The organism is Gilliamella sp. B14384G10, from assembly GCF_016101685.1.
Lineage (GTDB): Bacteria > Pseudomonadota > Gammaproteobacteria > Enterobacterales > Orbaceae > Gilliamella > Gilliamella apis_A.
The window spans coordinates 115,506-141,715 of the sequence record NZ_JACFQA010000001.1 but is presented as its reverse complement, the minus strand read 5'-3'; the positions used below and the strand labels follow the sequence as shown (position 1 = coordinate 141,715).

The 26,210-nt window shown below is 34.7% G+C and carries 21 protein-coding genes; 10 read left to right on the top strand and 11 right to left on the bottom strand.

From position 1 onward, the window contains the following. The first annotated feature begins 5 nt into the window (after nt 1-5). From H3T54_RS00710 to H3T54_RS00690, 5 genes are all read left to right on the top strand, one after another. On the top strand, nt 6-1,493 hold the full coding sequence (locus H3T54_RS00710; RefSeq protein ID WP_198220403.1) for a leucyl aminopeptidase: 1,488 nt from the start codon (nt 6-8) through the stop codon (nt 1,491-1,493). Between the two features lie 9 nt (nt 1,494-1,502). Further along, nucleotides 1,503-1,958: a DNA polymerase III subunit chi gene (locus H3T54_RS00705; RefSeq protein ID WP_198220402.1), complete on the top strand. Its 456-nt coding sequence runs from the start codon at nt 1,503-1,505 to the stop codon at nt 1,956-1,958. A gap of 627 nt (nt 1,959-2,585) precedes the next feature. Beyond that, on the top strand, nt 2,586-4,067 hold the full coding sequence (locus H3T54_RS00700) for a hypothetical protein (RefSeq protein WP_198220401.1): 1,482 nt from the start codon (nt 2,586-2,588) through the stop codon (nt 4,065-4,067). A gap of 583 nt (nt 4,068-4,650) precedes the next feature. Further along, the gene (locus H3T54_RS00695) at nt 4,651-6,486 is read left to right on the top strand and encodes a hypothetical protein (protein WP_198220400.1); all 1,836 of its coding nucleotides are present in this window, start codon (nt 4,651-4,653) and stop codon (nt 6,484-6,486) included. A 295-nt stretch (nt 6,487-6,781) separates the two neighbouring features. Continuing rightward, nucleotides 6,782-7,441 carry a hypothetical protein gene (locus tag H3T54_RS00690; protein ID WP_198220399.1) on the top strand — a complete coding sequence of 220 codons (660 nt, stop codon included), beginning with the start codon at nt 6,782-6,784 and terminating at the stop codon, nt 7,439-7,441. 243 nt (nt 7,442-7,684) lie between these two features. Here H3T54_RS00690 and H3T54_RS00685 read toward each other — a convergent pair whose 3' ends face one another. Continuing rightward, entirely contained in the window at nt 7,685-8,008 is a 324-nt protein-coding gene (locus tag H3T54_RS00685; protein ID WP_086364555.1) for a YnfA family protein, read from the bottom strand. Between the two features lie 57 nt (nt 8,009-8,065). Between H3T54_RS00685 and H3T54_RS00680 the strand changes: the two genes are divergently transcribed. From H3T54_RS00680 to H3T54_RS00660, 5 genes are all read left to right on the top strand, one after another. Next, a complete protein-coding gene (locus H3T54_RS00680; protein ID WP_198220398.1) occupies nt 8,066-8,248 on the top strand; it encodes a hypothetical protein in 183 nt (60 codons plus the stop codon). 212 nt (nt 8,249-8,460) lie between these two features. Further along, a complete protein-coding gene (locus H3T54_RS00675; RefSeq protein ID WP_198220397.1) occupies nt 8,461-9,306 on the top strand; it encodes a Rossmann-like and DUF2520 domain-containing protein in 846 nt (281 codons plus the stop codon). Further along, nucleotides 9,303-10,145: a 3-methyl-2-oxobutanoate hydroxymethyltransferase gene (panB, locus tag H3T54_RS00670; RefSeq protein ID WP_198220396.1), complete on the top strand. Its 843-nt coding sequence runs from the start codon at nt 9,303-9,305 to the stop codon at nt 10,143-10,145. Before H3T54_RS00675 ends, panB begins: the two co-directional genes overlap by 4 nt. An 18-nt stretch (nt 10,146-10,163) precedes the next feature. Beyond that, the gene (gene panC, locus H3T54_RS00665) at nt 10,164-11,009 is read left to right on the top strand and encodes a pantoate--beta-alanine ligase (protein WP_198220395.1); all 846 of its coding nucleotides are present in this window, start codon (nt 10,164-10,166) and stop codon (nt 11,007-11,009) included. 192 nt (nt 11,010-11,201) lie between these two features. Continuing rightward, nucleotides 11,202-14,060, top strand: a complete 2,859-nt coding sequence (locus H3T54_RS00660) for a valine--tRNA ligase (RefSeq protein WP_198220394.1) — start codon at nt 11,202-11,204, stop codon at nt 14,058-14,060. A gap of 53 nt (nt 14,061-14,113) precedes the next feature. Here H3T54_RS00660 and H3T54_RS00655 read toward each other — a convergent pair whose 3' ends face one another. From H3T54_RS00655 to H3T54_RS00610, 10 genes are all read right to left on the bottom strand, one after another. Beyond that, nucleotides 14,114-15,634 carry a glycoside hydrolase 43 family protein gene (locus H3T54_RS00655; protein WP_198220393.1) on the bottom strand — a complete coding sequence of 507 codons (1,521 nt, stop codon included), beginning with the start codon at nt 15,632-15,634 and terminating at the stop codon, nt 14,114-14,116. Nucleotides 15,635-15,678: 44 nt separating this feature from the next. Next, nucleotides 15,679-17,064 (bottom strand): glycoside-pentoside-hexuronide (GPH):cation symporter, encoded by a 1,386-nt coding sequence (locus H3T54_RS00650; RefSeq protein WP_110447744.1) that lies wholly within the window; start codon nt 17,062-17,064, stop codon nt 15,679-15,681. A 359-nt stretch (nt 17,065-17,423) separates the two neighbouring features. Next, nucleotides 17,424-18,095 (bottom strand): OmpW family protein, encoded by a 672-nt coding sequence (locus H3T54_RS00645; RefSeq protein WP_198200059.1) that lies wholly within the window; start codon nt 18,093-18,095, stop codon nt 17,424-17,426. A 586-nt stretch (nt 18,096-18,681) separates the two neighbouring features. Further along, nucleotides 18,682-20,094: an EmmdR/YeeO family multidrug/toxin efflux MATE transporter gene (locus tag H3T54_RS00640; protein WP_232351478.1), complete on the bottom strand. Its 1,413-nt coding sequence runs from the start codon at nt 20,092-20,094 to the stop codon at nt 18,682-18,684. Between the two features lie 661 nt (nt 20,095-20,755). Continuing rightward, nucleotides 20,756-21,283: a tail fiber assembly protein gene (locus H3T54_RS00635; protein ID WP_198220392.1), complete on the bottom strand. Its 528-nt coding sequence runs from the start codon at nt 21,281-21,283 to the stop codon at nt 20,756-20,758. Between the two features lies 1 nt (nt 21,284). Beyond that, nucleotides 21,285-21,929, bottom strand: a complete 645-nt coding sequence (locus H3T54_RS00630) for a hypothetical protein (protein ID WP_198220391.1) — start codon at nt 21,927-21,929, stop codon at nt 21,285-21,287. Nucleotides 21,930-22,028: 99 nt separating this feature from the next. Next, entirely contained in the window at nt 22,029-22,772 is a 744-nt protein-coding gene (locus H3T54_RS00625; RefSeq protein ID WP_198220390.1) for a hypothetical protein, read from the bottom strand. 16 nt (nt 22,773-22,788) lie between these two features. Beyond that, nucleotides 22,789-23,577, bottom strand: a complete 789-nt coding sequence (locus H3T54_RS00620) for a hypothetical protein (RefSeq protein WP_198220389.1) — start codon at nt 23,575-23,577, stop codon at nt 22,789-22,791. Next, nucleotides 23,570-26,008: a phage tail protein gene (locus H3T54_RS00615; protein WP_198220388.1), complete on the bottom strand. Its 2,439-nt coding sequence runs from the start codon at nt 26,006-26,008 to the stop codon at nt 23,570-23,572. The genes H3T54_RS00620 and H3T54_RS00615 overlap by 8 nt, the downstream gene beginning before the upstream one ends. Continuing rightward, nucleotides 25,998-26,195 (bottom strand): hypothetical protein, encoded by a 198-nt coding sequence (locus H3T54_RS00610; RefSeq protein WP_198220387.1) that lies wholly within the window; start codon nt 26,193-26,195, stop codon nt 25,998-26,000. The genes H3T54_RS00615 and H3T54_RS00610 overlap by 11 nt, the downstream gene beginning before the upstream one ends. Nucleotides 26,196-26,210 lie beyond the last annotated feature (15 nt).

The following is a 26,210-nucleotide window of genomic DNA, read 5'->3' as shown; positions in this document are numbered from 1 at the left end:
AACCTATGCAATACGCAATCAAAAACAACCTTGCTATAACTAAACAAAAAGAAGAATGTTTAGTTATTACTGTCCAATTAGGTAAATCACAATCTAATTTAATCAAAGAGATAGATGAAGAAAATAATGGTTTGATTAGTCAATTGATAAAATCAGGTGATATTAATTGTCAGTTAGGTAAAACTACATTTTTATATACATTGGCAAATTCAACCAAACAAAAAATATTAGTAGTGGGGTGTGGTGACGTAAAAAGTTTTGATTTAAATGCCGCCAAAAAAGTGATTCAAGCTACAATTAAAGAGCTTGCTAGCAAAAAAATTAACCACATATGTTGGGATATTTTGACCTTAAACTCAGCAATAAGTGGTGAAATTGCTAAGCAACTACCGCAAATTGTTAGCGAATTAACTTATTGTTTTGATGAGTTCAAATCAACAAAATCAGAACAACCGTGCTTACAAAAATTGACACTGCTTTATGGCGACAAAAAGACTGTCAACCAAGTTGAAGGCCAATTATCGCAAGGGCAAATTATTGCAAAAGCTATTAGTAGCACGAAAAATATAGCTAACATGCCATCGAATGTCTGTAATGCTAAATACTTAGCTGAACAAGGTAAAAGTTTAGGTCAACAACATACTAATTTAAAAGTCACCTGTTTTGGCGAAAAAGAATTAGCAAAACTCAACATGAATGCTTATTTAGCTGTAGGACGAGGATCTGCTAATGAATCAATTATGACGGTGATTGAATACCATGGCGCTAAAGACAAAAAAGCCCAACCTTATGTATTAGTCGGTAAAGGATTAACTTTCGATTCAGGCGGTATATCTATTAAACCTTCTGCTGGTATGGACGAAATGAAGTATGATATGTGTGGTGCGGCAACCGTGTTTGGCGTAATGCAAGCAGTAGCCGAGCTGAAATTACCAATCAATGTCGTCGGTGTAATGGCTGGCTGCGAAAATATGCCTGATGGAAACGCTTATCGCCCGGGTGATATTTTAACGACCATGTCAGGTATTACTGTTGAAGTAATTAATACCGATGCTGAAGGCCGTTTAGTCTTATGTGATACCTTGACCTATGTAGAACGCTTTAACCCCAAAACAGTCATTGATATTGCGACATTAACCGGTGCTTGTATTGTGGCTCTCGGTCACCATTACACTGGTGTAATGGGTAACAATCCACAATTGGTGGAACAACTTGTTACCTCATCAAATAAAGCTGGTGATAAGGCATGGTCTTTACCGATTGATAGTGATTTCCAAGATCAAATCAAATCGACTTGCGCTGATATTGTCAACGCTGGTGGCCGAGATGGCGGTACAATTACTGCTGCTTGTTTCTTATCGCGCTTTACTGAAAAATATCAATGGGCACATCTTGATATCGCTGGCACAGCTTGGAGATCAGGTGCCAACAAAGGTGCAACTGGCCGACCAGTTGCTATGTTAATTCAATACTTACTTGATCAAAATAAGTAGATAAACATCATGAAAAAAGTGATTTTCTATTTACTAGAAAACCCAACCCCAGCTAATGATGCTGGGGTATTCTTTCAAGAAAAATTAGCCTGCGAAAAAATTGTCGAAGCATGGCATAGTAAACAACGAGTGCTCGTTGCTTGCCAAGATCAAGCGCAAGCTGAGCGAATTGATGAATATTTATGGCAACTTAATACCGATGATTTTGTTCCTCATAACTTAGCTGGTGAAGGCTTAAAAGGCGGATCGCCAGTTGAAATCTGCTGGCCACAAAAGCGCAGTAGTGGTGCACGACATTTATTAATAAACCTACAACAACAATTTCCAGAATTTGCCGGTGTTTATCGTGATATTATCGATTTTGTTCCTATTGATGACCAACAAAAATCATTAGCTAGAGAAAGATATAAAGCTTATAAAGAAGCAGGTTTTAATCTCAAAACTATTCCAATTACATGTCGATGATCAAAAGTATTAAAAATTGACTTTAACCAAACTAGTTTACAGAAATATGATAAATAAAATATAAAAAAACCAATGAAATACTTTTTATTTACTCCGATATAATCACCATATAGAACTAATCATCAAACAAAAAAAAACGTCCGAAAAGCAAAGAACCAAAAAATTCGAGGAACGGGTTTTTTAACGATATTAATTGATGCTTTAAAAGTTTAACGTATTAATAATATTTACAAAATTTAACAATTTAGCCTCAAAAAGTGGTTGCGAGGTTTTTTTTATGTCTTTATAATTTTAAACAATTTTAAGTAGGCTTATCGATCTTTATTTAGTTAATCAAACTAACAATGGAAGATAAAATATCAAATTAAACATAAAGTTAATTGACAGGATGTCGAATATGCATTATAATTTTAAACACCAAACACCAAACACCAAACCTGCTCAACCTATAATTTAATTTCAGCTAATTACCTCAATTCAAGTTTACTTTTTCACGATAGTTTATCTTTTCACAGAAAATCCAAGTTAATATCTAGTCTTAGTCCATATCAATTTAGCCAAAGAACAAAAAAAACAAAACGCCGTTTAGTTCAGCTTTCCCCTTGTAGAGATTTCATAGCAAATACAATGCGTTGTATTTTTGCTTTAACAAATTTTTCATTATTATCCGTTTGTTTATCTCTGGTTAAACCGTTTATTTATATTTTATTTATTTTATGCTTTTTAGGTTTCAGTCAAAAAAGCCTAGCACTTACAGCACATAGTATAAATGTCATTATTGGTAATAAACCGAAAGTTGTCGATATTGAAGGTGCATCGAAAAAACATGGTTTTACTGTTAATGGTGTTTTATATAGTTCAAATACCAATAACCTAAGTGACACACAAATCAATCAGTTTGATGGTAATTTAACAATTAAAGACTTTATTATTAAAGATTATGCAATGAATGATTTAGATGTGATGGCTAATTATGATGATACCGATGGTGATGGCATTCGCAATAATACTCCGTTCACCGTAGAAGAAACAAATTATAGCTGGTTTGATAATAAAGGGATAAAAATCGAAAATAATGAAAAAATAATTGGTTGTGGTAGTGGTATTTCCATGCCGTTAACTTTAACTATTACAACTAAAGTAAAAACCTATTCCGAATATGGTATTCCTAATGAAAGCGAGTATGTTGATATCACTCAAAAATACAAAATTATGGCTAAACCTGAAATCTGTTATGCTAAACCTTATGGAATGATACTGTATCCACAATATGTTTGGGGAAGTGTTAGACCAGTACCATATCAAGGAAGTCTTGATTGTCTTTTATCTGGTTATGCTGAGCATGAATTTGAATCATCGCTTTTTGATGACAGTAAACACTGGGTTAATGGTTGGAATTATGATAATAGCCGAGAAAGGGATAGCTATTGCGGTGGTGGTTATAATGCGAATGTTTTTGATCCAGTTAATGGTTTTAAAGTGTCAGCTTCTCCTCATTTCCCTACCACTGGCTTTCCAGGAGCAAAATTTCAATTAATTATGACTGGTCATCAAGATGATTTTGAATATACGTTTTCGGCAACGCCAAATGATGGTATTACGGTTGATAAACAAGGTTATGTTATGTTGATTAAAAAGCCGATAGGTCCTGTTACAATAACTGCAAAATTTAAACATGATCGACAAGTTCCTGAACAAAACTATACTTTCAATTTAACCGGTATATGGGCGGTACCATATGGAAATGACTATTATACCTATCAGCAAACCGTTAATTTGTGTGGTGGAGAGTCGAATATTCCCTCAAGGACTGAAATGTCAAATTCTCCAAATGCACCAATGTCATGGACAGAATGGCCACTTGAATGGGATGCCTTTACTCGTACTATAGGACAAGGACTTTTGAGCGAATGGGGTATGACAATTAAGAATACTTACCCTGATTCAAATTGGTTTAGTGGATTTTTGTGGTTTTATTCTCGAGATCAATATATTGATCCTGTGAGTGATTCAGACTATTTTATGGATAGATTTGCTATTGATGCTTGGATTGGGCAGATTAAAGTTTACAAAAAATCAAACGATTTACATGCAGTTTGTAAACAATAAAAAGTTTATTGAAAAATATTATTAATTAAATGAAAACATGCAAGTACTCTACCATTTACTCTTCTTTATTTTTGAATTTGAGAATAAAGAAGAGGATTATTAAGTTGCTAAATGCACAACAAAAATGTTTTACGCAAGCGTAAGCTTTATTCAGAAAAAGCTAACATCTAAATAAACCCCAAATACAACAAACGCTTTTTATAAAAAACTGAAAAATTTTGTGTAAAGGGTATATTTTTCTTAAAAAAAATGGCATTATTTAAACCGACATAGCTTGATTTATCAATCAAGTTTTAGAACTACCAAGCTACTCGTATTATTTATGTGAAAATAAGTAATAAACCGATCCACAAATATTAATGCAATTCTTAATTTCAAAGTACTATAAGAGCGTTTAATTCGTCATAAAGATATCAATAGTTGTATTGTCAAACATAAAATAAGTTTTTGGTTATTCTGTATTTGTCTGCTTAATTAATATTTATTATTGGTATTGTTATATCTTGATTACTGAATTTTTTAACAATTTAAAATTTCTGTTCGTGCTTTATTTTTTATAAAAACATAAGGTGGAGCCTTACAAATGTTAAAATACAGTCGGTTAATGACATATCTATACGCTACTAGAAAATTAGCGACTAATTTCGGGATTAAATCTGCAAGATATACCACAAGATTTCATATTCGATATTACTCATTATTTCATTTACTTAATCAATATTCCAAAAGGCTACTATTAACGCAAAGATTATATGATTTTAGTCGTTTAATCTTTATTGTTAATATTATTCTGGCGACTAATGCTTATGGTTTAAATGTAATTAATATAACGACATCCAACGCCATTCAGGGCCATGAACCCCATTTTACTATTGATAATGGTGTCAGCAAACTAGATAAGTTTGATGATTTTTTTTGGATCAATTTATCAGACGGTACCACTATCCAAGCTTCACAAGATACTTCTAGCTTCAATAACCCAATAGAATTACCATTAGACATGGAAACCTTTGCTAGTATCAAAACTTTTGTTCCTTTACCTAGCGCCGGTAATGCGAATTACCCAAAATTAGATATGATGGAGTTATTAAAACCACCTTATAGTTATTTTGGCGATGATGATGGTGACGGTTACGATACTACTGGACAATTTACCGCCACAGCAACAGGTAATCTCAGTTTAAAGTGGGAATCACCGTATCCTGGACAATCGACTTTTTATGACATTACGCCAATAGTTCAACAAAATATTAATGCATTAATGAATAACTGTAATGGCCCGTATAAACTAACCATTACTGCCACTGATACCACACTAATCACACCTTATGGTGATCCCCAACAAAACACTATTCCCTCTAGCAGCCATTCTTATTACATTAAACCGAATAAATTATTAGCAACGACTTGTTATGCTCAACCTAGTTTGGTTTATCATAATCAAATTCTTCCATCAGGAGGTTATGACGTATCAGGTGCATTATGGGATGAAGGTTATTTATCAAATGATGGAGGAGTAACACGCATACCAGGCCGAGGATATAAAGTTATAAATGCCTCGAATAGTGGTGATTATGATGGGGTAAATCAGGTGATGAAGAACAACTTTCCCAGCACTGGCTCTCATGGGTTTTATTTTTACTTAATATTTGGTGGAGTTGAACCACAAACTGTCTTAAATGCTAATGGTCCAACAGTAAATGCCGAAGAAGGGGGAAATGTGACCTTATCCCTTAGTGCTGGCTCGACTGAAAAATGGGAATATTTCGGTGGTTCCTTTGGAATAATCGAACCTGCTTTAAAAGTAACGCTAAACGGTCCTCGTTACAATTCAAATGATAAACTATTTAGACCATCCACTTTTAAGATATATCTTGATAGGGCTAAAACTAAATTACTGTATGAATTTAGATTAATGCGATGGTACATTCCTCAACCAGTTGTCAATTATGCCAAGAGTACATCGTCTTTGTCTGAAGTTATTGCTGCTCAAAATAAGGCTAAAGAATATTGTAGTAATTTTGGTTTTGGTTATCGTTTGGCTGAAGTCAACGATTATGTTAATACATTGAGTCCAAAAAATGGATGGAATATTGGTATCCCCAATCGAAATGGTACATGGTATTCTCGTCAGTTAAGTTATCGAGATAATGGACAATGGATAGGTGGAATTAATAGCGAATGGGGGTGCATGGTTAATGATTGGTATGCGACAACGCAATATTCACTTCAATGCTCAGGCTATCCGGGCAGTGATTGGGATTCCTATTATTACTTAACCGCTAGTCAAGCAAGCAATGCAACCGTATCAATCAATAATGGCAAACCAATCATTAATCATTTGAATTTTGGTATACCGCTTTTGTATGACTTTAATCAATATGGAGATATATACCGTATTGCTTGTGTTACACCTTAGTCTTAAATTTAAAAAAATTAAGCATATTCTATTTGTTAGTTTGCTATTTTTTTAATTGTAAATAGAACATTCATAGCCGTGGAAAAATTGACAATTATTAAATTTATTTTTAAATGAATTTCAATTTCAATGACATTATAAATATGGAAGTTATACAAAGTGTTATGAAATGTAATAATTATTTAGTCTATCAAAGTTGTTTAGTAATGCTTAATTAGTCTATATACCGGACATTGAAATGGTTTTTTGATTTTGTTACTTTGTTGCGCTTTTAAACATGAATAGGAAATAACATATGAAGAAAGCATTAGTAACACTCTCAATAGTTACGTTGTTAACTGGCTGTAAAGTCGAGCTAGCCCCAATTGTAAATCTAAGTGACATTAACAGTGAATCGGCTAAAACAATACAATCAAAATTAATTGTTGAAGTTATGTCATGTAAAAGTTATGAAGATTCAAGACAAGAGTCTTCAGATGTAAAGGATGCTAAAGAAGCCATTGCTAAAGTGTTTAATAATGCTAAATATATTGAATGTTATACTGAAAAAATGGATTCAAAAGCGTTATTTGAAATTCCGATTACGGTGGGTGGTAAAAATTCAGTTGATGGTATTCAAATTACCAATACGGATATTGGCGGTGGAATGGTAATTAAAATGTCAGATAATTTAAAACATAATTTTGAACGTCAAAAAAAAGCATCATTTATTGATATAAATCCACTAATAAAAATAACCATAAATAATGACATCAATAAAGATCAAGATATTGTTGTTCATGGTATTTTGGCAAATAATAAAACTTACCTTCCTTATTCATGGTATAATATAAAAGCAAATGAAAATCAAATATTTAATCTATCTGATGTTTCGGTATCTTCGTTGATTCAAAATGGGGAAACGCTGGTATATGAAGATTTTGATAAACGTGTTGAGATAACAAAACCAGAATAATAAATAGTCAAAAACCCTCATCAGAGGGTTTTATATTATCTTAACTGAATCAGTTTTGACGATCTTTTAGCTCAATTATTAAAATAACCATATGAAAAATATTTAATTATAATTATTTTTGCATGGTAATTAAAATAATTACTGTAACAAGTGAATATTAATAATAGAAAATTTTTTTATTTTTTAGCAAAAGCTTTTGATAAAACTTAAATAATCATAGGTAGTTAACTATTTTTCATAAAATCATGAGCGCCAGCCGGAAATAATAACCACAGTTCCCAATAAAATAATACCCGCGCCAATTAAGTCAAAACTAGACAATTTAACATTATCAACCAATCTAAGCCAAATCATTGATACGATAATATAGATACCGCCATAGGTAGCATAAATACGGCCACTTGCTTCTGGATGTAATGATAGTAACCAAGCAAATAACATTAAACTTAGTATAGCTAATCCCAAAAAACAATGAGATGCTGTTTTTTTGAACCAAATATAGACACAATAGCAGCCAAAGATTTCAGCTAAAGCAGTTAAAAAGAAAAGACTAATAATTTTCAGCATAATGTAATCCTAAAAGAATCAATATAACTATTTTATCATAATGTATTGTATTACTGGTTGGCGATTTACAGGCATGCATTTAGCATTGAAAAGCAATATGCTAAAGATTATTTATTATCGATTGGGGCAATACCGACCCATGAGAAGAAAAAATTCCTATGTATATTAATGTTACAAGAATGGGATAAGAAAACTAAACAATACCAAAAAGTTTTATTTATTCTTTATGCAGGTAAATAATTATTTAAAATTAATTACCTAGTGATAAATAAACTGACAACAAATTAAACTCTTCTTTTTAAAAAATCCTTAAAGCAAATTACACCCCAAAAATTGAGAAGAGGGGGTTTTTAATCACATCTAATCCAATATTGCTTGATCTTTCTGGTTAAAAATTGAATCTATATCAAATTAGGCTATAATGCCGCATCGTTTAATTTTTGTTATTAAAGATGAATATTGGTTTTATTGGCGCAGGTAAAGTGGGTTGTACTTTGGCTAAATATTTTAGTCTTTGTGGTCTGAAAATTACTGGTTTTTATAGTCGTGATTATCAACAAACACAAGCGGCAAGTGAATTTATTGGTAGTGAAGCATATTTAACTTTATCTACCTTAATAGCAAATTGTGATTGTCTATTTTTGACTGTGCCGGATAGTCAAATTAGTTCTGTATGGCAAGAGGTTAGTCGATTACCGATTGAGAATAAATTGGTTGGTCATTGCAGTGGTTTGCTGACATCGCAGCTATTTACTATCGATCAGATTGTTCATCCTTTAGCTTTTTCGTTACACCCTTTATCGGCAATTTATGATCGTTTTATCTGCTACAAGGACATGGCTAAGGTATCTTTCACTTTAGAAACCAATAATCCCTTAGCATTAGCTAAATTACAACAGATGTTGTCACCTTTGGTTAATGCGATAGCAATATTATCGGCAGAACATAAAGCGCTTTATCATGCTGCTTGCGTTATGCTAAGTAATCATGTCATTGCCTTAGCTCAAGTTGGCAGTGATATGTTGGCATGGTGTGGTTTAGATCCCCACTTTTGCCAACAAGCATGGCATGATCTATTTTTAGCGAATGCCAAAAATATTTGTAATGTTGGTACTATAAATGCATTAACAGGTCCGGTTGAACGCAATGATGCAAATACTATAAAACAACATTTACTCAACTTACCTGCTGATATAAAACCTTTATACCAACAATTATCGACAGTATTACTTAATCTTAGTCGGCAAAAACATCCTAATAGGGACTATCATCAATTAGAACTGGAGCTGTTACCTTGAAAAATACAATTCTAACTTTACAACAACGTAAACAAAATCAACAAAAGATCACCATGTTAACTGCTTATGACTACACAACAGCAAAACTGATGGACGATAGCGGTGTAGATTGTTTATTAGTTGGTGATTCATTAGGAATGGTGATGCTAGGCTATGAAAGTACGGTTTCTGTCACCATGGAAGATATGATTCATCACTCTAAAGCAGTGGTAAAAGGAGCTAAAAACGCATTGGTTGTGACGGATTTACCGTTTATGTCTTACCATGCTTCTGTCTATGATGCTGTATATAATGCTGGTCGCTTGATTCAAGAGGGCAATGCACATGCTGTAAAACTAGAAGGGGGGCGAGCATTTTGTGAACATATTAAGATGATTGCTCAAGCATCGATTCCCGTTATTGCCCATATTGGTTTGATGCCACAATCAGTATTAGCATTAGGCGGTTACAAAGTACAAGGTAGAGATTACCAAGCGGCTAAAGATATAATTTTGGATGCATTAGCAGTTGAACAAGCCGGTGCTACAGCTATTTTACTCGAATGTGTACCTGCCGATTTGGCTAAATTTATTACTGAACTTGTTAGCATACCAACGATCGGTATTGGTGCTGGTCATGGTTGTGATGGTCAAGTGTTAGTTTATCAAGATATGTTGTCAATGTATGACGGTGTATCATCTAAATTTGTTAAATCTTTTGCGCCAATTGGTGATCAAATGAAGAAAGCATTTGCCGATTATTGCCAAGAGGTAAAACAGCAACAATACCCAGCATCAATACATGAGTTTGCCATTGACGGTGATATTATGACTCAACTCAAATCTGAATTTTCTAAATAGCCAGAAAGGATAATAATTGTGAAAGTTGTAACAACTATTGATGAAGTTCGTCAGCAAGTTAAATCATGGCGTAAAAACGGTGAAACCATTGGTTTAGTGCCAACCATGGGGTATCTGCATGAAGGTCATCAGAGCTTAATGGCTGCGGCTAAACAAGATAATCAAAAAGTGATTGTCACCATTTTTGTCAATCCAATGCAGTTTGGCCCGAAAGAAGACTTAGCCAGTTATCCTCGTGACTTAGAACGTGACAAAAACGCCTGTCAACAAATGGGGGTTGATTTGATTTTTTGTCCATCAGCCAGTGAAATGTATGATGCCAATTTTAATAGCTATGTGAATGTTAATGGCCTAACTGATGCTCTTTGCGGCAAAAAGCGACCAGGCCATTTTAAAGGTGTTTGTACTGTGGTTACTAAGTTATTTAATATCACGCAACCTGATCGAGCCTATTTTGGTCAAAAAGATGCTCAACAACTAGCGGTTATTCAGCGTATGGTAAGTGATCTTAATATTGACATCGAAATTATCGGTTGCCCAATTGTGCGTGAAAGTGATGGACTAGCTAAAAGTTCTCGCAATAGCTATTTATCGCAACATGAACGTTTAGCCGCTATCTGTTTGTATCAATCAATCGAGTGTGCCCAGCAAATGATTCAAACCGGTGAAAAATCAGTACAAACCATCTTAACCGCGATGAAGAATATTATAAATGCACAGCCGTTAGCTAAAATTGATTATATTGAATTTGTTGATTATGCAACATTAACCGCGGTTGATCGTTTAAATCAAGATAGTTTATGTGCTTTGGCAGTTTATATTGGTAAAACCAGATTGATTGATAACTTTATCTATCATCATTAGTATTTACCATTCTAATCGTTCATAACGTTAAGACCACTTGCCAACAAGTGGTTTTTTTATACTAATTTCATTGTTATCTGATTTAAATTTGATTTAATCAAACACTTTATTCGTCTAGTAATTTATTGTTAAATCATTTTACGGTAGAATGATTACATTTTTATGCCTTGAATTAGGATTGATAGCTTTATTATGAAAAACACGACTTATAATCCACAAGAAATCGAACAACCTATTTATCAACATTGGGAAGAAAGTGGTTACTTTAAGCCTAATGGTGACAAATCTCAACCAAGTTATTGTATTGCTATTCCACCACCAAATGTAACTGGTAGTTTGCATATGGGACATGCTTTCCAACAAACCATTATGGATGCGCTAATACGCTATCATCGTATGCAAGGCAATAATACATTATGGCAATCAGGCAGTGATCATGCCGGCATTGCAACGCAAATGGTGGTAGAACGTAAAATTGCTGCTGAAGAAAACAAAACTCGTCATGACTATGGTCGTGAAGCGTTTATCGAAAAAATTTGGCAATGGAAAGCTGAATCAGGTGGTAGCATCACTAAACAGATGCGACGTTTAGGCGATTCGGTTGATTGGGATCGTGAACGCTTTACTATGGATGAAGGGCTTTCAAATGCGGTTAAAGAAGTTTTTGTAAGACTCTACCAAGAAGATCTGATTTATCGTGGTAAACGCTTAGTTAACTGGGATCCAAAATTACGTACCGCAATTTCTGATCTTGAAGTTGAAAATCGTGAAGTAAAAGGTTCAATGTGGCATTTACGCTATCCATTAGCAGATGGTGTTAAAACTGCAGAAGGCAAAGATTATCTAGTTGTCGCTACAACTCGCCCTGAAACATTATTTGGTGATACTGGTGTTGCCGTTAATCCAGAAGATCCTCGTTATAAAGATTTGATTGGTAAATTTGTCATATTACCATTTGTTAATCGCCGAATTCCGATTGTTGGCGATGAACATGCGGATATGACAAAAGGTACTGGCTGTGTAAAGATTACTCCTGCGCATGACTTTAATGACTATGAAGTTGGGCGTCGTCATCAATTACCAATGATTAACATCTTAACTTTTGATGGTGACATTCGTGCTCAAGCTGAAGTGTTTGATACTAATGGTGAGCCAAGTACTGCACACGCAACCGATATTCCGGCACAGTTTCAAAATTTAGAACGCTTTGCTGCGCGTAAATTAGTTGTTGCGCAGTGTGAAGCTCTAGGTATTTTAGAAAAAATTGAACCGCATGACTTAACTATCCCTTATGGCGATCGTGGTGGTGTGGTAATCGAACCTATGTTAACCGACCAATGGTATGTGAGAGCAAAAGTATTAGCGGAACCAGCTATTGCGGCGGTAAAAAATGGTGATATCCAATTCGTGCCTAAACAATATGAAAATATGTATTTTTCATGGATGAATGATATTCAAGATTGGTGTATTTCACGACAATTATGGTGGGGACACCGAATTCCAGCTTGGTATGATAATCAAGGCAACGTCTATGTTGGTCGTGATGAGGCTGAAGTTCGCCGTGAAAATAATCTTGCAGCAGATATCGAATTATTTCAAGATGACGATGTTCTTGATACATGGTTTTCTTCAGCATTATGGACATTTTCAACTTTAGGTTGGCCAGAAAAGACAGATGATTTAGCTACTTTCCATCCAACTAATGTGCTAGTGACAGGTTTTGATATTATTTTCTTCTGGGTTGCTAGAATGATTATGATGACCATGCATTTCATTAAAGATGAACATGGTAAACCACAAGTACCGTTTAAAACGGTATATGTGACAGGACTAATTCGAGATGAAGAAGGGCAAAAAATGTCTAAATCTAAAGGTAATGTTATCGATCCTTTAGATATGATTGATGGTATTTCACTTGCTGATTTATTAGAAAAACGTACTGGTAATATGATGCAGCCACAATTAGCGGAAAAAATTGCTAAACGTACAGAAAAACAGTTCCCGAATGGTATTGAAGCGCATGGTACTGATGCCTTACGTTTTACCTTAGCCGCGCTTGCATCTACTGGTCGTGATATTAATTGGGATTTAAAACGTTTAGAGGGTTATCGTAACTTCTGTAATAAACTATGGAATGCCAGCCGTTATGTACTGATGAATACCCAAGACCATGATTGTGGTTTTAACGGTGGAGAGTTAGATTATTCATTAGCGGATAAATGGATCTTGGCGGAATTTAACCAAACCGTGAAAACCTATCGAGAAGCATTCGATACTTACCGTTTTGATTTAGCTGCTAATATCCTATATGAATTCACTTGGAATCAGTTCTGTGACTGGTATTTAGAGTTAACTAAATCAGTATTGGCAAATGGTGAAAAGAATCAGCAACGAGCTGCTCGTCATACCTTAGTAACGGTACTTGAAGCCTTATTACGTTTGGCGCATCCAATCATTCCATTTATTACTGAAGCTATTTGGCAAAGTGTCAAACCATTAATAGCAATCAAAGCTGATACCATTATGTTACAACCAATGCCAGCATTTGATAGCAAATTAGTTGATGATAAAGCGGTTGCCGATATCAATTGGATTAAAGACGCTGTCATTGCGGTTCGTAATATTCGTGCTGAAATGAATATAGCACCAAGCAAACCATTACAGCTATTGATTAGAAAAGCATCACCAGCTGTACATCGCATAATTAGTGACAACGTCACGTTTATCGAGTCATTAGCAAGATTATCAGAAATTGTCTTGTTAGATGAAGGTGAAGTAGGGCCATTATCAGTCACTAAATTGGTTGATGGTGCCGAACTCCTCATTCCAATGGCTGGGCTTATTAATAAAGAAGATGAGCTAGCTCGTCTTGAAAAAGAGATCGCTCGTATTGATGGTGAAATTGCGCGTATTGATAATAAATTATCTAATGCTAGCTTTGTAGATAAAGCGCCCGCCGCAGTCGTTGCGAAAGAGAAAGAAAAACAACAAGGCTATATTGCTGATAAAGCCAAATTGCAAGAGCAGCATGCAGCCATAAAAAGTCTTTAACAACTTGAATAAAAAACCTCTCATATGAGAGGTTTTTTTATCTAATTAAACCGTTAACTAATCTTGAAGTAATCAAAATGGCAATGGCCAATAGTATTATCTGCTTCTGTTGCGGCAAAAATTCCTACTTTAGCTCCCACCCATTTACCTTTTCCTGCAGCGAAGCTAGGTTCAATTGAAATCCAGTTTGTCTCATGATCTTTATAGTAAAATTGACAGATACCATTCAATCCCACTTCTACTTTAAGTTGACAATTCTCAGAAGATAATTGAGTGATAATTTGTTGATATTCGTCAACTTGACCTGAATCTTTCATCCAGCCATATCGATAATAAAGCTTATACTGTCCATTATCATAACCGATCATAATTGCTGCATAACGTTCACCATAAACGATTAAACCACCCAAATCACCTGTTTGCTTAGCATTCATTCTAAGTTGAGTTTGCGCCGTAAATTGCCATGCTGAAAATTTTTGCAGTAATAAGTTTGCTGCAAAATAGAGTGTTTGCTGTTGATGACGAGTAGGTAATGGATAACAACTTAAGGTTAATCCTTGATCACTTGCTATTAGCCAATCTGAGTTAGGATTAGCCTGCCATTGCCACTGTAAACCAAATTTACCATGCTGGAAATCGTCACTGGTTTGGATTTTATACTCTTCTGAATGATGGAGCACAGTTGGTTTTTTATATGATAATACCGGTTGTCCTGTAAAGTCATTATAGATACTCTCACCAATGCGAGGCCAATCATCATCACCCCAATACATTGGCTGTAAATGAACAATACGACCATATAAATGGGCATCTTGGAAATGTACAAACCAGCACTCATTGTTGGCCAATTCGATCCATCCACCTTGATGAGGGCCATTGATTGTCGTATTGCCTTGAAATAGCACATTGCGTGCAGTCCAAGGACCCGTTAAATTACGACTACGTAACACCGATTGCCAACCATTTTCAACACCGCCAGCAGGTGCAAAAATGTAATACCAACCATTGCGCTTATAAAGTTTTGGTCCTTCAAGTGTCGGTAAATCGGCAGTGCCATCGTAAATAATTTGACCTTCGCCGATTAATTTTGACCCATCGTTGGCCATTTCAAACAGCTGCAACTTATGTTTTACACCACAACGACTTTGTGCAAAGGCATGCACTAACCATGCTCGACCATCATCATCCCAAAATGGACAAGGATCAATCCAACCTAGTGCTGGTTGTAAGCAGTGTGGTTTGCTCCATTCGCCCCATGGATCAGTGGTATAAGACATAAAAATACCTTCATCAGGGGTACTAAAAAACACCCAAAGTTTTTCATCATGATAGCGAATCGATGGCGCCCAAACTCCTTTACCTGGTTGGACTGCATCATAACCGGGTAAGTCAAGTGCATCAAAAACATGATTGATAATTTGCCAATTTACCAAGTCTTTTGAGTGTAGGATCGGTAATGCTGGCATATGGTTAAAGCTAGATGAAACCATAAAGAAATCATCATTTACTTTGACAATATCGGGATCTGAATAATCACCGCAGATAATAGGATTTTGGTAATAATCTAAACTCATATAATTAACCTTTAATTGTAACTATTACTTATCGACATTCTATCTTAGTCATCACTATCTTTATTTTGTTGTCTAGCAAGTAAATCACTTTGAATTTTTTCCATCATTTTGTCATCTAATTTATAAAAACGCATTAACCACCAAAGTAATAAATATGAAAATGCTGGTCCAATAGTTAAAAGACCAATAATGCCCATTGTGGCTAATGGTGTTTGTTCATTTACACCAGCTTGATAACCTAATAAACCTAAACTAATTCCGACTAAAGCCCCCGCGATTGCCATGCCAAGTTTTAAGGCAAATAAATTACCTGAGAAAGATAGACCAGTTGCTCGGCGTCCAAATTTCCATTCACCGTAATCAGCAGCATTGGCCATCATATTCCATTTGAATGGTTGATACATGGAATGGAAAAAGCCAATTAAAAAATAGAGTGGGAAAATAACCGCTAACCACACAGGTGGAACAAAAAACATCACCACACCAATAACAAACAACGTTAAATTAATATTTTTAAATAATTGAATAGCAGTAAAACGTTTAGCAAAATAACCAGCAGCCATCGCGCCTAATATAGTACCAACCACGGATGTTGACACAAAGGCTGATTTCATCGCAGTACCCGCTGCTGAGCTAACGCCACCCATCATCAAGTAAGTTGCATAGTAAAGCGTTGCTGAACTACGCATAACGCCAGCCATACTTGAAAAGAAGGTAATAAGAGCCACAATACACCACTGATCATTGCCTAATAAGCATTTTAAATCTTTTTTAACACTGACATTTTTATCTTCAATTGGTACCACTCTTTCTTTAGTGGTTGCAAAACAGAATACTAACATACCAATTGCAATAACGCCCATTATCGCCATGGTTAACTGAAATCCGAGTTGCTTATTTTCTTTTCCTAACCAATCGACTAAGAATAATGTACCGATTGATACCATAAGCCCTGATGCCGATGAAATAGTAAACCGATAGGATTGAGCAGATAAACGATCTTTCTCATCACGAGCAATAACACCACCTAGAGCACAATAAGGGATATTAATAAATGTATAACAAAGCATTAATAATGCATAGGTAATGTATGCATATAAAAGTTTACCTGAATAACCAAAATCTGGTGTTGTATAAGTCATAACAGCTAGTACAGCATAAGGAATAGCAAACCAAATTAACCATGGTCTAAATCGTCCCCATCTTGTTTTAGTACGATCAGCGACCATACCTGTAATCGGATCGATAATAGCATCGAAAATTCGTGTAGCGAGGAACATTATGCCAACCGCAGCAGCAGAAAGGCCATAAATATCAGTATAAAAATAGGTCAAAAACATCGTCACCGAGGAATAGACAATACCACAGGCTGCATCCCCCATCCCAAAGCCGATTTTTTCCATGACTGATAATTTTTTATTATTATCCATCATAAACTCCTTTTAGTTATCAAAATATGATTTGCATAAAACTGTCATTATTTAATTATCGGTTGCGTTAACAACTTATTGAAAAAATAACAATAAATAGAGTTTATAAAATTCATTTTCAAAACAGTATTATGATTTTGCATACCTTAATTACGTTATATGGTTAATGTGATAGATATCACAAATTTATAACGCCATTTTGGACACAAATAATGTAGGAGGTATCGATATTTGACGAGCTTTAATGGCAAGAAGAACTGAATTCTCGAGGCTTATTTTGATAGTATAGATTAATTGAGTTAAGGCATTAAATAATGTATTAAAAAAACCTCTCATGGAGAGGTTTTTTATTAATTACATTAAAATTTATAACCAACACCAAGCATCATCACCCAAGGATCAAGTTTATACTTTGCAGTTACTTTAGTATTACCCAGATGAGTAGTGGCTTTAGTTTCAATATCAATATAACGGACTTGAGCATTGACTAGCCAATTATCGTTAAAAGTATAATCGGCACCGACTTGAGCGGCCCAACCCCAAGAGCTATCCAAATCTAGGCCATGAAAACCTGCTTTTTTGGCTTCGCCACTAAGTTTTTCATCAAAAAAGAAAGTGTAATTGACACCAAGTCCTACATAAGGTTGGAGTTCATAATTACTATCAAGTGGATACCAAACTGCGCTTAATGTCGGTGGTAAATGTTTAATTTTACCTAATTTTGCACCAGCCAATCCGGTAGAATTACCTCCACCCAGTTTAACTTGATGACTAAATGGTGTAGCGCCTAATAATTCGATACCGAAATTATCAGTAACCATATATTGAAAGTTTAGCCCAAGTTGCGTGTCATTATTAGCTTTGGCTTTAAGATCGCTTTTTGCTCCACCAACTTTAACATGATCACTTTTATCTTGTGGATGAACATAGACTGGACCGCCACGAATAATGATTTGATCAGCACTATGAGCGAAAGCAGCTGAACTGGCTAATCCAAATGTGACTAGCATAGCTATTGACGTTACCTTCATTTATTATCTCCTTATGTTACTTATATCTACTGACAATTTAACCAGAAATACGAGTTTAATTATCAGACCTTGCTGAAGTAAAAATCTTAATCAATTGAAGAAATATAGCTAAAAGTAATTAGTGATATGTTATCACTATAATTAGTGTATTGATATGCTGTTGAAATAATTTTCATCTAAATAATTGTTTATTAATTGCATAATTGATTCAGAGTCAATTGGTCGATATTGAATTTGTTTAAAATCATTTTTTGTAAACGAATTTAGGGCTTTCTAGGATGGATTTTAGCCTTTTAAAACCCCGTTCCTCAAATTTTTTGCTTGGTTGAGTTTTGGACGTTTTGTTATTTGATGGCTATTTATATATGTTGTTTCCGTTTGAATAAAGAGTGTTTAAGTGAATGCTCTTTACCAACTTCCACGGCGACCACGCAAGTGGTCACGATGTGACAGCCTACCGCCTGCGTTCGCTTTTAATGCGTCTATGTTTGTCATGCTAACTTCACTCAGTTGTCAGCACATTGTTGATATCGTTAAATTAAATACTCCAAACTTATTTGTAAGAAATAGATTTTCAGTATTGGTACTAGCTGATTTTTTGATGACGCCATAGCCATTTACCACTAATAAGTCGATAATAAAAGAAAATACTTCTAATAATCCAATCTAAAAACATACCGAACCAAACACCAATAACTCCAAATCCAAAATAGACGCCAAAAATATAACCCACAACAATCCGACACATCCACATACTAGCAATAGCGACCCACATGGTATAACTTGCATCTTTCGCACCTTTAAAACCATATGGTAAAACAAAGGATGAAGCCCAAAAAGGGGTAAATAAGGCATTAAACCAAAGTAAATGTTTGGAGATTTCTATAACTTCTTTATCATTAGTGTAAAGCGAGCTTAATAATCCTGCGAATGGGATCGATAAAAAGGCTAAAAAACAGAGTAATAAACTGGTTAGATGAAAAATAAATTTAAGTTGCCGTGTTGGTTGATAAATTTGTCCCATACCAATACGTTTACCTACAATAATTGTTGATGTTGCACCAAGTGTTCCACCTGGTAAATTAAGCAATCCGGCAATTGAAAACGCAATAAAATTAGCAGCTATAGTTGAGGTGCCCATACCTGCGACAAAGGTTTGCGTAAGCAATTTTCCGATATTAAACATTACCGATTCCACACTAGCAGGAATTCCAATACTTAAAATATCAATTAAAATTTTGCCATTAAATGAATGAAAATAACTACGGAGGGGAATAAATAACGCCCGACTTGGTTTTATGGTTAAGACTAATAAAATAAAGAACATGCCACAATAGCGTGAAATTGTTAAGCCGATACCTGCGCCAATAAAGCCTAATCCTTGCCAACCAAAAGCGCCGTAGATTAGCATATAACTGATCGTTAAGTTTAAAATGTTCATGATAATGTTTAAGTACATTGGTAATTTGGTATTGCCAGCACCACGTAATGCACCACAACCAACTAAAATAAAGGCAAGAGCGGGGTAGCCTAAAACGGTTAATCTTAGAAAAGTAAGCGTTAATTCCTTCACTTCAGGATCGGCTTTACCTGCAATAATTTCGACAATCCAATAACCAGAGAACTCGACAAACAAAAACAGTAAAATCGAAATTATTACTAATAACGTAATGGATTGCCTTGCTGCGACCACGGCTTTTTTACGATTGTGTCGGCCTAAGCTAAACGCCACCACCACAGAAGTACCGAGTGCAACTGCCATAAAGAAGGACATGATAATCATATTAAAGCTTTCTGCAAGTCCGACGGCAGCCATCTCGGCCTTACCAATCCAACTCACTAAAAATGTACTAAAAATCCCCATCAAAATGACTGACAAATTCTCAATCAAAATTGGCATAGCTAAAGGATAAATTTCGCGCCAGAAAAGCACATTATTTGAACGTCGTTTTTTATAAAGTTGAAGATTCTTTAATCGACTAACAAGTTGAAAATCCAATTTCAGGCCTAAAATTTTATTTAGAAAATTGAGTATATTATAACGCCTTTATTTGCTAAAAATGAAATTAAGTTTTATAAAAAACTCAAAATTAATAATTATCATTATCAATAGAGGATATCTCTATTTCAAGGCTTATAATTTATAAATAAATTGAGGAATGGAGTTTTTAAAGTCTAAAAATCTTACAAATCTTTTGTTTTCCGAAAGATCTATTATCAACAACCAGATCTTCTTATCGCCTCTAATACATTTGTTAACAAATCATGATTATTTTCATTTGGTTATTTATATATCTTAACAAAATCAGCAAAAACAAAAATTGCTAAAATGAATGAGTTTATTTATTACTTGTGCAGTAATAAAACGTATTTTTATTGAAATAAAACAATCAGAAATAGTAACAATGGATTGAAAATTCTAAAACACAATTGCCTAGAGGCCAGTCTCCAGCAAGCCATAATTTAGGATTATTTAACTGACGAAAGTTAGGTTATTTATTTTAGAATCAAACGTTATTTCTCTTATTTATAGATTATTTATATTTTTTTAATTTTATTCAACGAATTCAAATTTAGTTGATGCAACGCGAGATAATTACGCTGTAGATCAATTGATAATTCGTTGCATCGCTTATTTCTATATATGAAAACAAATTACATTACGGCTTTTCTGGGAAAATTACATTTATATCTGATGCGTCAATGCGATTTAGCAGAATTCTATATTTTTTCCATAATTTTAATTTTTCATCATCTCCTTTTTCTGACATGCCGAGATCGATTGCGTCTTGAAGCATTGATATATTTTGATTCGCATCATTTAGTAACGAATTTTTAAATATTTTGTTCTGTTTTATTTTAAATGCGGTTTTCTCATTTTCATCTAAAACCCATTTGTCTTCGTCCCATTTGCTAAATTGAAATGGTTTTAACAAGGTAAACCCTGTTCTAATTGGGCCTAAATAATCAACCTTAACGGATTCTTTAGTTTTTATATTGTAAACTATTTTATCGCGATAATCCTCAACCAAATACCATCCACCATCTTTTTCGCATGGATGGAAACTTTCTTTAAATTCAGGGGAAATCCGCAATGCATTATCTGGAGCTAACGTGCCATCATTAGCTTCCAGCTTGTGCGTGTAAGGTCTCATTTCATGTGTATTGTCAAAATAATAATTAATCATATTAAACTCCGAGATAAATTGTGGGTGTCATGCCAATATTTAAAGGTCTATTTTCATGGGCTGTAAGAACAACATTTGATGCATTGAATGTGATCGGGCGTTCGGGAAAATCTGAATCAGATGATTTTACAGTTGCATTGTTATATCGATTATTTAAACCAGAACCCTCGTTGCTTGGTTCTTCAACATTAAATACTCCCACTCCCGATGTCCCTCTCCATTGCATGACATTATACAATTGCCCGAAAATGTTACGAATAGCATCGTTTTCAACATTACCAGTCTGACGAGTAGTTCCATCTACGGGGCGTTCAAAAAAACCACGCCCGTCAGAGGAAAATGCTGTCGGTACATTAATATATTGCTTACCATCAATTACTTTTATTGTGATTTTAAAGTCTTCTTTATAATTTGCAGACAAGCTGTCTAACGCTCGCCCTTGTGGCGAATCTAGTAAATAATTATCACCGTTCCTAAAATACCATCCGGGTGGTAATTCAGATGCACGAAATGGCATTAATTTTTGTTCACCAATCACGTAGGTTTTTTCCGCTCCGGCGACCATTAGATCCCACGCATCACGATCAGCTGTGCTAATGCCTTTATTTATTTTTTTTGCTATGTAGCTTGAACCATTACAACCCACAACATCATCGGGGTAATATGTTGTAGCATCACTATATTCACCGCACCAATTAAATCTTATATTCCCAAGATTTATAATTGCCATTTTTATCTCCTTTATTTATATAATCATTAATAGATCTTTATCTTTAATTTTAAATTCACATCCGCCTGGTGCAATTATCCACTCAAGAAATTCAGAAATATGTAATGTTTTGTTATCTATATTTCCTGCTGTTTCTAAAATCAATTTTGCACCATCTCTTTTAAAACCATAGAATTGTGTAGCTACGCTTTGTGCTATTTGTTTTATACTCTCAATTTTTGGTATAAATTCGTTCGAGTTTTCAATGACCAACCATGGTTGTCCATTTGCTATTTCATCAACAACATTTGTATGTTGTAAAACAACATGTGGAAGATTTCCTGCCCACGCATAATACTTTTTTGTAACTTCATCATAGACAATTTCATTACGGGTATTTAAAGTGCATCCAGCCTTAAAGTTGCCTACATTTTCGTAACCGATCTGTGCTTCTTTCAGTTCATTTACTTGTTTTTGTATTTTTTCATTATTTAAATCAACATAATCTTTAGTGGCTGAATCATTTTTGTTAACTGGATGATTTAGATTTTCAATACGATTATTTTGTGCATTAAAATTGGGATTATTATTAGATGCGGATAATGTTAGTGTTAATGCCTCAGTATTTTCATCTACAGCTTTTTTTAGATATTGTGTTCGATTTGCCAGTGCCATGTGTGGCTTATTTGCAATGCCTCTAACGCCACCGCCTACACGATCTTTACGTTGAATTAAATAAACCGCATCATCCCAGCTCGCCACTTCATTTAAATTCTCCATTACATTTACCTCTAATTTAATTTGAAAAGTTGTATTGTTCATCATATGCAATTTCATCGTCGTATAAGATATCGATAAAATCTGTAAATTTGATCATTCGGCCGAACATCCCAAAATCTGATCTTGGATTTTTTGTTAGATCTGGTAATAGTTGTAATGTTGTTTCAATATTTGAAAATTCTGATTTGTCATCAATTAAATTAATGAATTCGACTGGATCTAGTGATAATCTAAAAAGTTCAATATTTACCGATTTATTATCAATAATGTTGTGTCCAACATAACGAAGGGCAAGCTCTATCGGTTCATTATTTAAAATACTGATACCGTCAAGTCCAGAATGGTCATATTCAATTAGTACTGGCGAGTGCGGTTTTGTGATAAATAAAATAGAACCTTGGTTATAATCGATAATATAATCGGTATTTTCTTTTAGATTTTCTATGAATACATCCCGTACATTTTGATGCTGTAGATAAATTGTCATGCCAGCTTTTATATTATTAAATTCATCTTCAGCCCCACTTTGTTGATGTGATATAGACTTTCCGCGCAATAATAATTCTAGATTTTCAACAGAACGATCAAACCATGTAGCAGTGACATTTCCCCCAATAAACGTGATATAACGTTTACTATTAACTAATTTGCCTCCAATGCTGCGTTTGCTATATTGTTCTTCAAATTCAAAATTAATTTTTAGTGATGAAACATCGCCGATCCAACGCCATTGCCCATTATCACTATTTAGTTGAGATAGAAATACTTTACCTTGACCGTAATAGTATTCATTTTGATTAGACATATTCACCTCCAACTAAATGGCCTTCCGGTAATTCAGCTGTAAATTTGTATAACGATTCGTAACCGTCCCGCATGCTATACAATGTGAGTATGTGGCGATCATCATAGATATGATCTTGATTTGAGACATATGGCAATGCAATTAACGTGTCAGTTGCATTAAAACTCCATAATATTTCTTTTGTATAATAATCAGCAATTTCAACTATATATTCAGTACCGGGCTCTGGACCTATATTATCTGATAAACAATCAATCAAACGGTCAGCTTGTAATAAACGGTCACGATAAGTAAAACTCACAATATATGAGTCCGCTGGCTCAATTATATCTGGATATAGTGAGTTATTAACTTTAATGTTGCACGGTAAATAAGGGCGGATTTGACGATTAGATATAACAATTTTTTCGACGGGAGCAATATCTTCATCTAGTCTGCCAGCATTAGTTTGCGTAAGTAGTTTAACTCCGACTGTTTCACCACTAATATATTCAATATGATCTGTTTCCAGAACACTCATATAGAAACGTATTGTCGAGCCAGCATGATGAAATGTTGGTAGCGTATCAATGCAACCGCGACCAACAGTTAACGTATTTGTTTCAACGTCAAATTCATCAATACGCATGAATTCGTCATCAATTATAATGCCGTCACCAATTGACAGTTGATAATCAGAATCAATGCTAATTTCGAATTTTGTTTCTAACTTTTCAATATCATTAATTAATGTTGCACTAGCAGTCCAATCACATTGACTTTCATTGATTGATTCAGCACCCGCTGCTTGCGATTGTAATACATAATTAATTGACATTGATGTTGGCGCTGATGCCATAACACCTATGTATCCTGACGATGGTTTTACATAATCTAGATCCGCTGCGCTCAGTGTTGATACAAGAACCGCATAAGGTAATTCAATAAGTTGTACATCATTAACCGCTCGAATTGAATTATCTGGTGACGTCCATTCGTTGGTTTGTTGTCCGCTGCTAAATGATGTTGATGACAAACTAAAAACATCTTGGACTCCAGTAATCAATAACGAACCATCATTTTGTTCTTCTATTTTTCCTACACGAAGAATCATATTTTCGATATCACGGTCGGGTAGTGATACTCTAAAACAAGATGCTGGCTCTAATATGCCTCCACGCCTGTCAAATTTAATGATTAAACGTGTAATGCCCGCAGCATTCATTTCAAGATCACGTTCTGCAAGACGGGCTGCCAACTCTTGTGTAGGTACAGCTTTATATTCAACAGAATTACTAATCAATCCGACTTGTTGTATTGATGCCAAGTTCTGCGCACGTACAACTCCATCTTCATGTGTTACGGGGTTGTGATATGTAACAACTATTTCATTATATGATGCATCACTACTTGCACTATCGTCGTCTTGCACTGATAAAATACCATTATCATATGTAAACAGTGGTAACATATCTGGATTATAATCATTGCGAATTAACTTTAATTTTAATTTTCCGGTTGAGAGATCAGCATATTGCGCAGCCCCGATATGATCCAAAATTTGTTGTATAAACGTTTGTAGCTGATCCTGTCGATTGTATCGAAAACAAAGACCAAATTTTTCAGCAAATAGTATATCCGCAGCTTTTTTAAAGCTATCAACATCAATATCGTTCCATGACAACCCACGGCCCCAGTCACGGTTGGTGGCGCATTCAAACAGAATATGCGCTGGATTCATTGCATGTATGTTGCGAATGTTATAGTTAAGTTTTTTGCGTAACGCTGCAATTTTTCGTTGCCGTTTTTCTTCTTTTAGTTTTTCTTGTTCGCGTTTTTTTCTTTCTTCTTCCAATTGTTCTGGAGTTTTATTTTTGTCATTGTTTTTAATTTTATCTATAAACTTATTTTTATTTTTTACGGGCGTGATTTTTCCGTATCGACTTTCAATTTCAATTTCAATTTCAATTCCAGTTATTTCAGACAAATCATCACGCAATAAGATCAAACATTTTTCTGGATACCAAACATTATTTTTATCCCACCCCTTAGTTGTTCGACGAACTCGATATGACCACGGTTTTGGTGATGCACTGTAACAGCTGATTAGACCTGAATAAAATGTTGTGACCAAACCACGAAATCCCGGAATCAATCCTTTTAAAATGTTTTTTAAACTATTTGATGGAATTTGGTTTGGTTCACCCATCATTATTTCCAAGTTTCCCTGTATACCGCCTTCGCCACCGGTGTCTTCTCCGCCAAATAAATTGGGTTTGTTAATACTTATAGAACATGATGATGTGGCTTCATTTTCAGTGCAAAGTAGCACGACTTTTTTATCAGCTGTAATCGCAACAATAGAATCAATTGGACCACGGCCTAGCCCACAAAACAAATCCCAATAATAACGGTAACCGACAGTCACTTTTTTTGATGAACTACCGCCCATTTTCTTGCTCCTTTGCAATATTGACTATACGAACAGCTAGCGCATCGCCGGTTTTTAATACTTTTTCTGAATCAATATATCCATCACGAATAAACGCATTTAAATCCAAGTTATAGCGTTTAAAAAACTCACGTAATCCTTTGGCACAGCCACCGCCTGCACGAATATGTTCCATTGTTATTTTCATAATGAATGCTCCAAA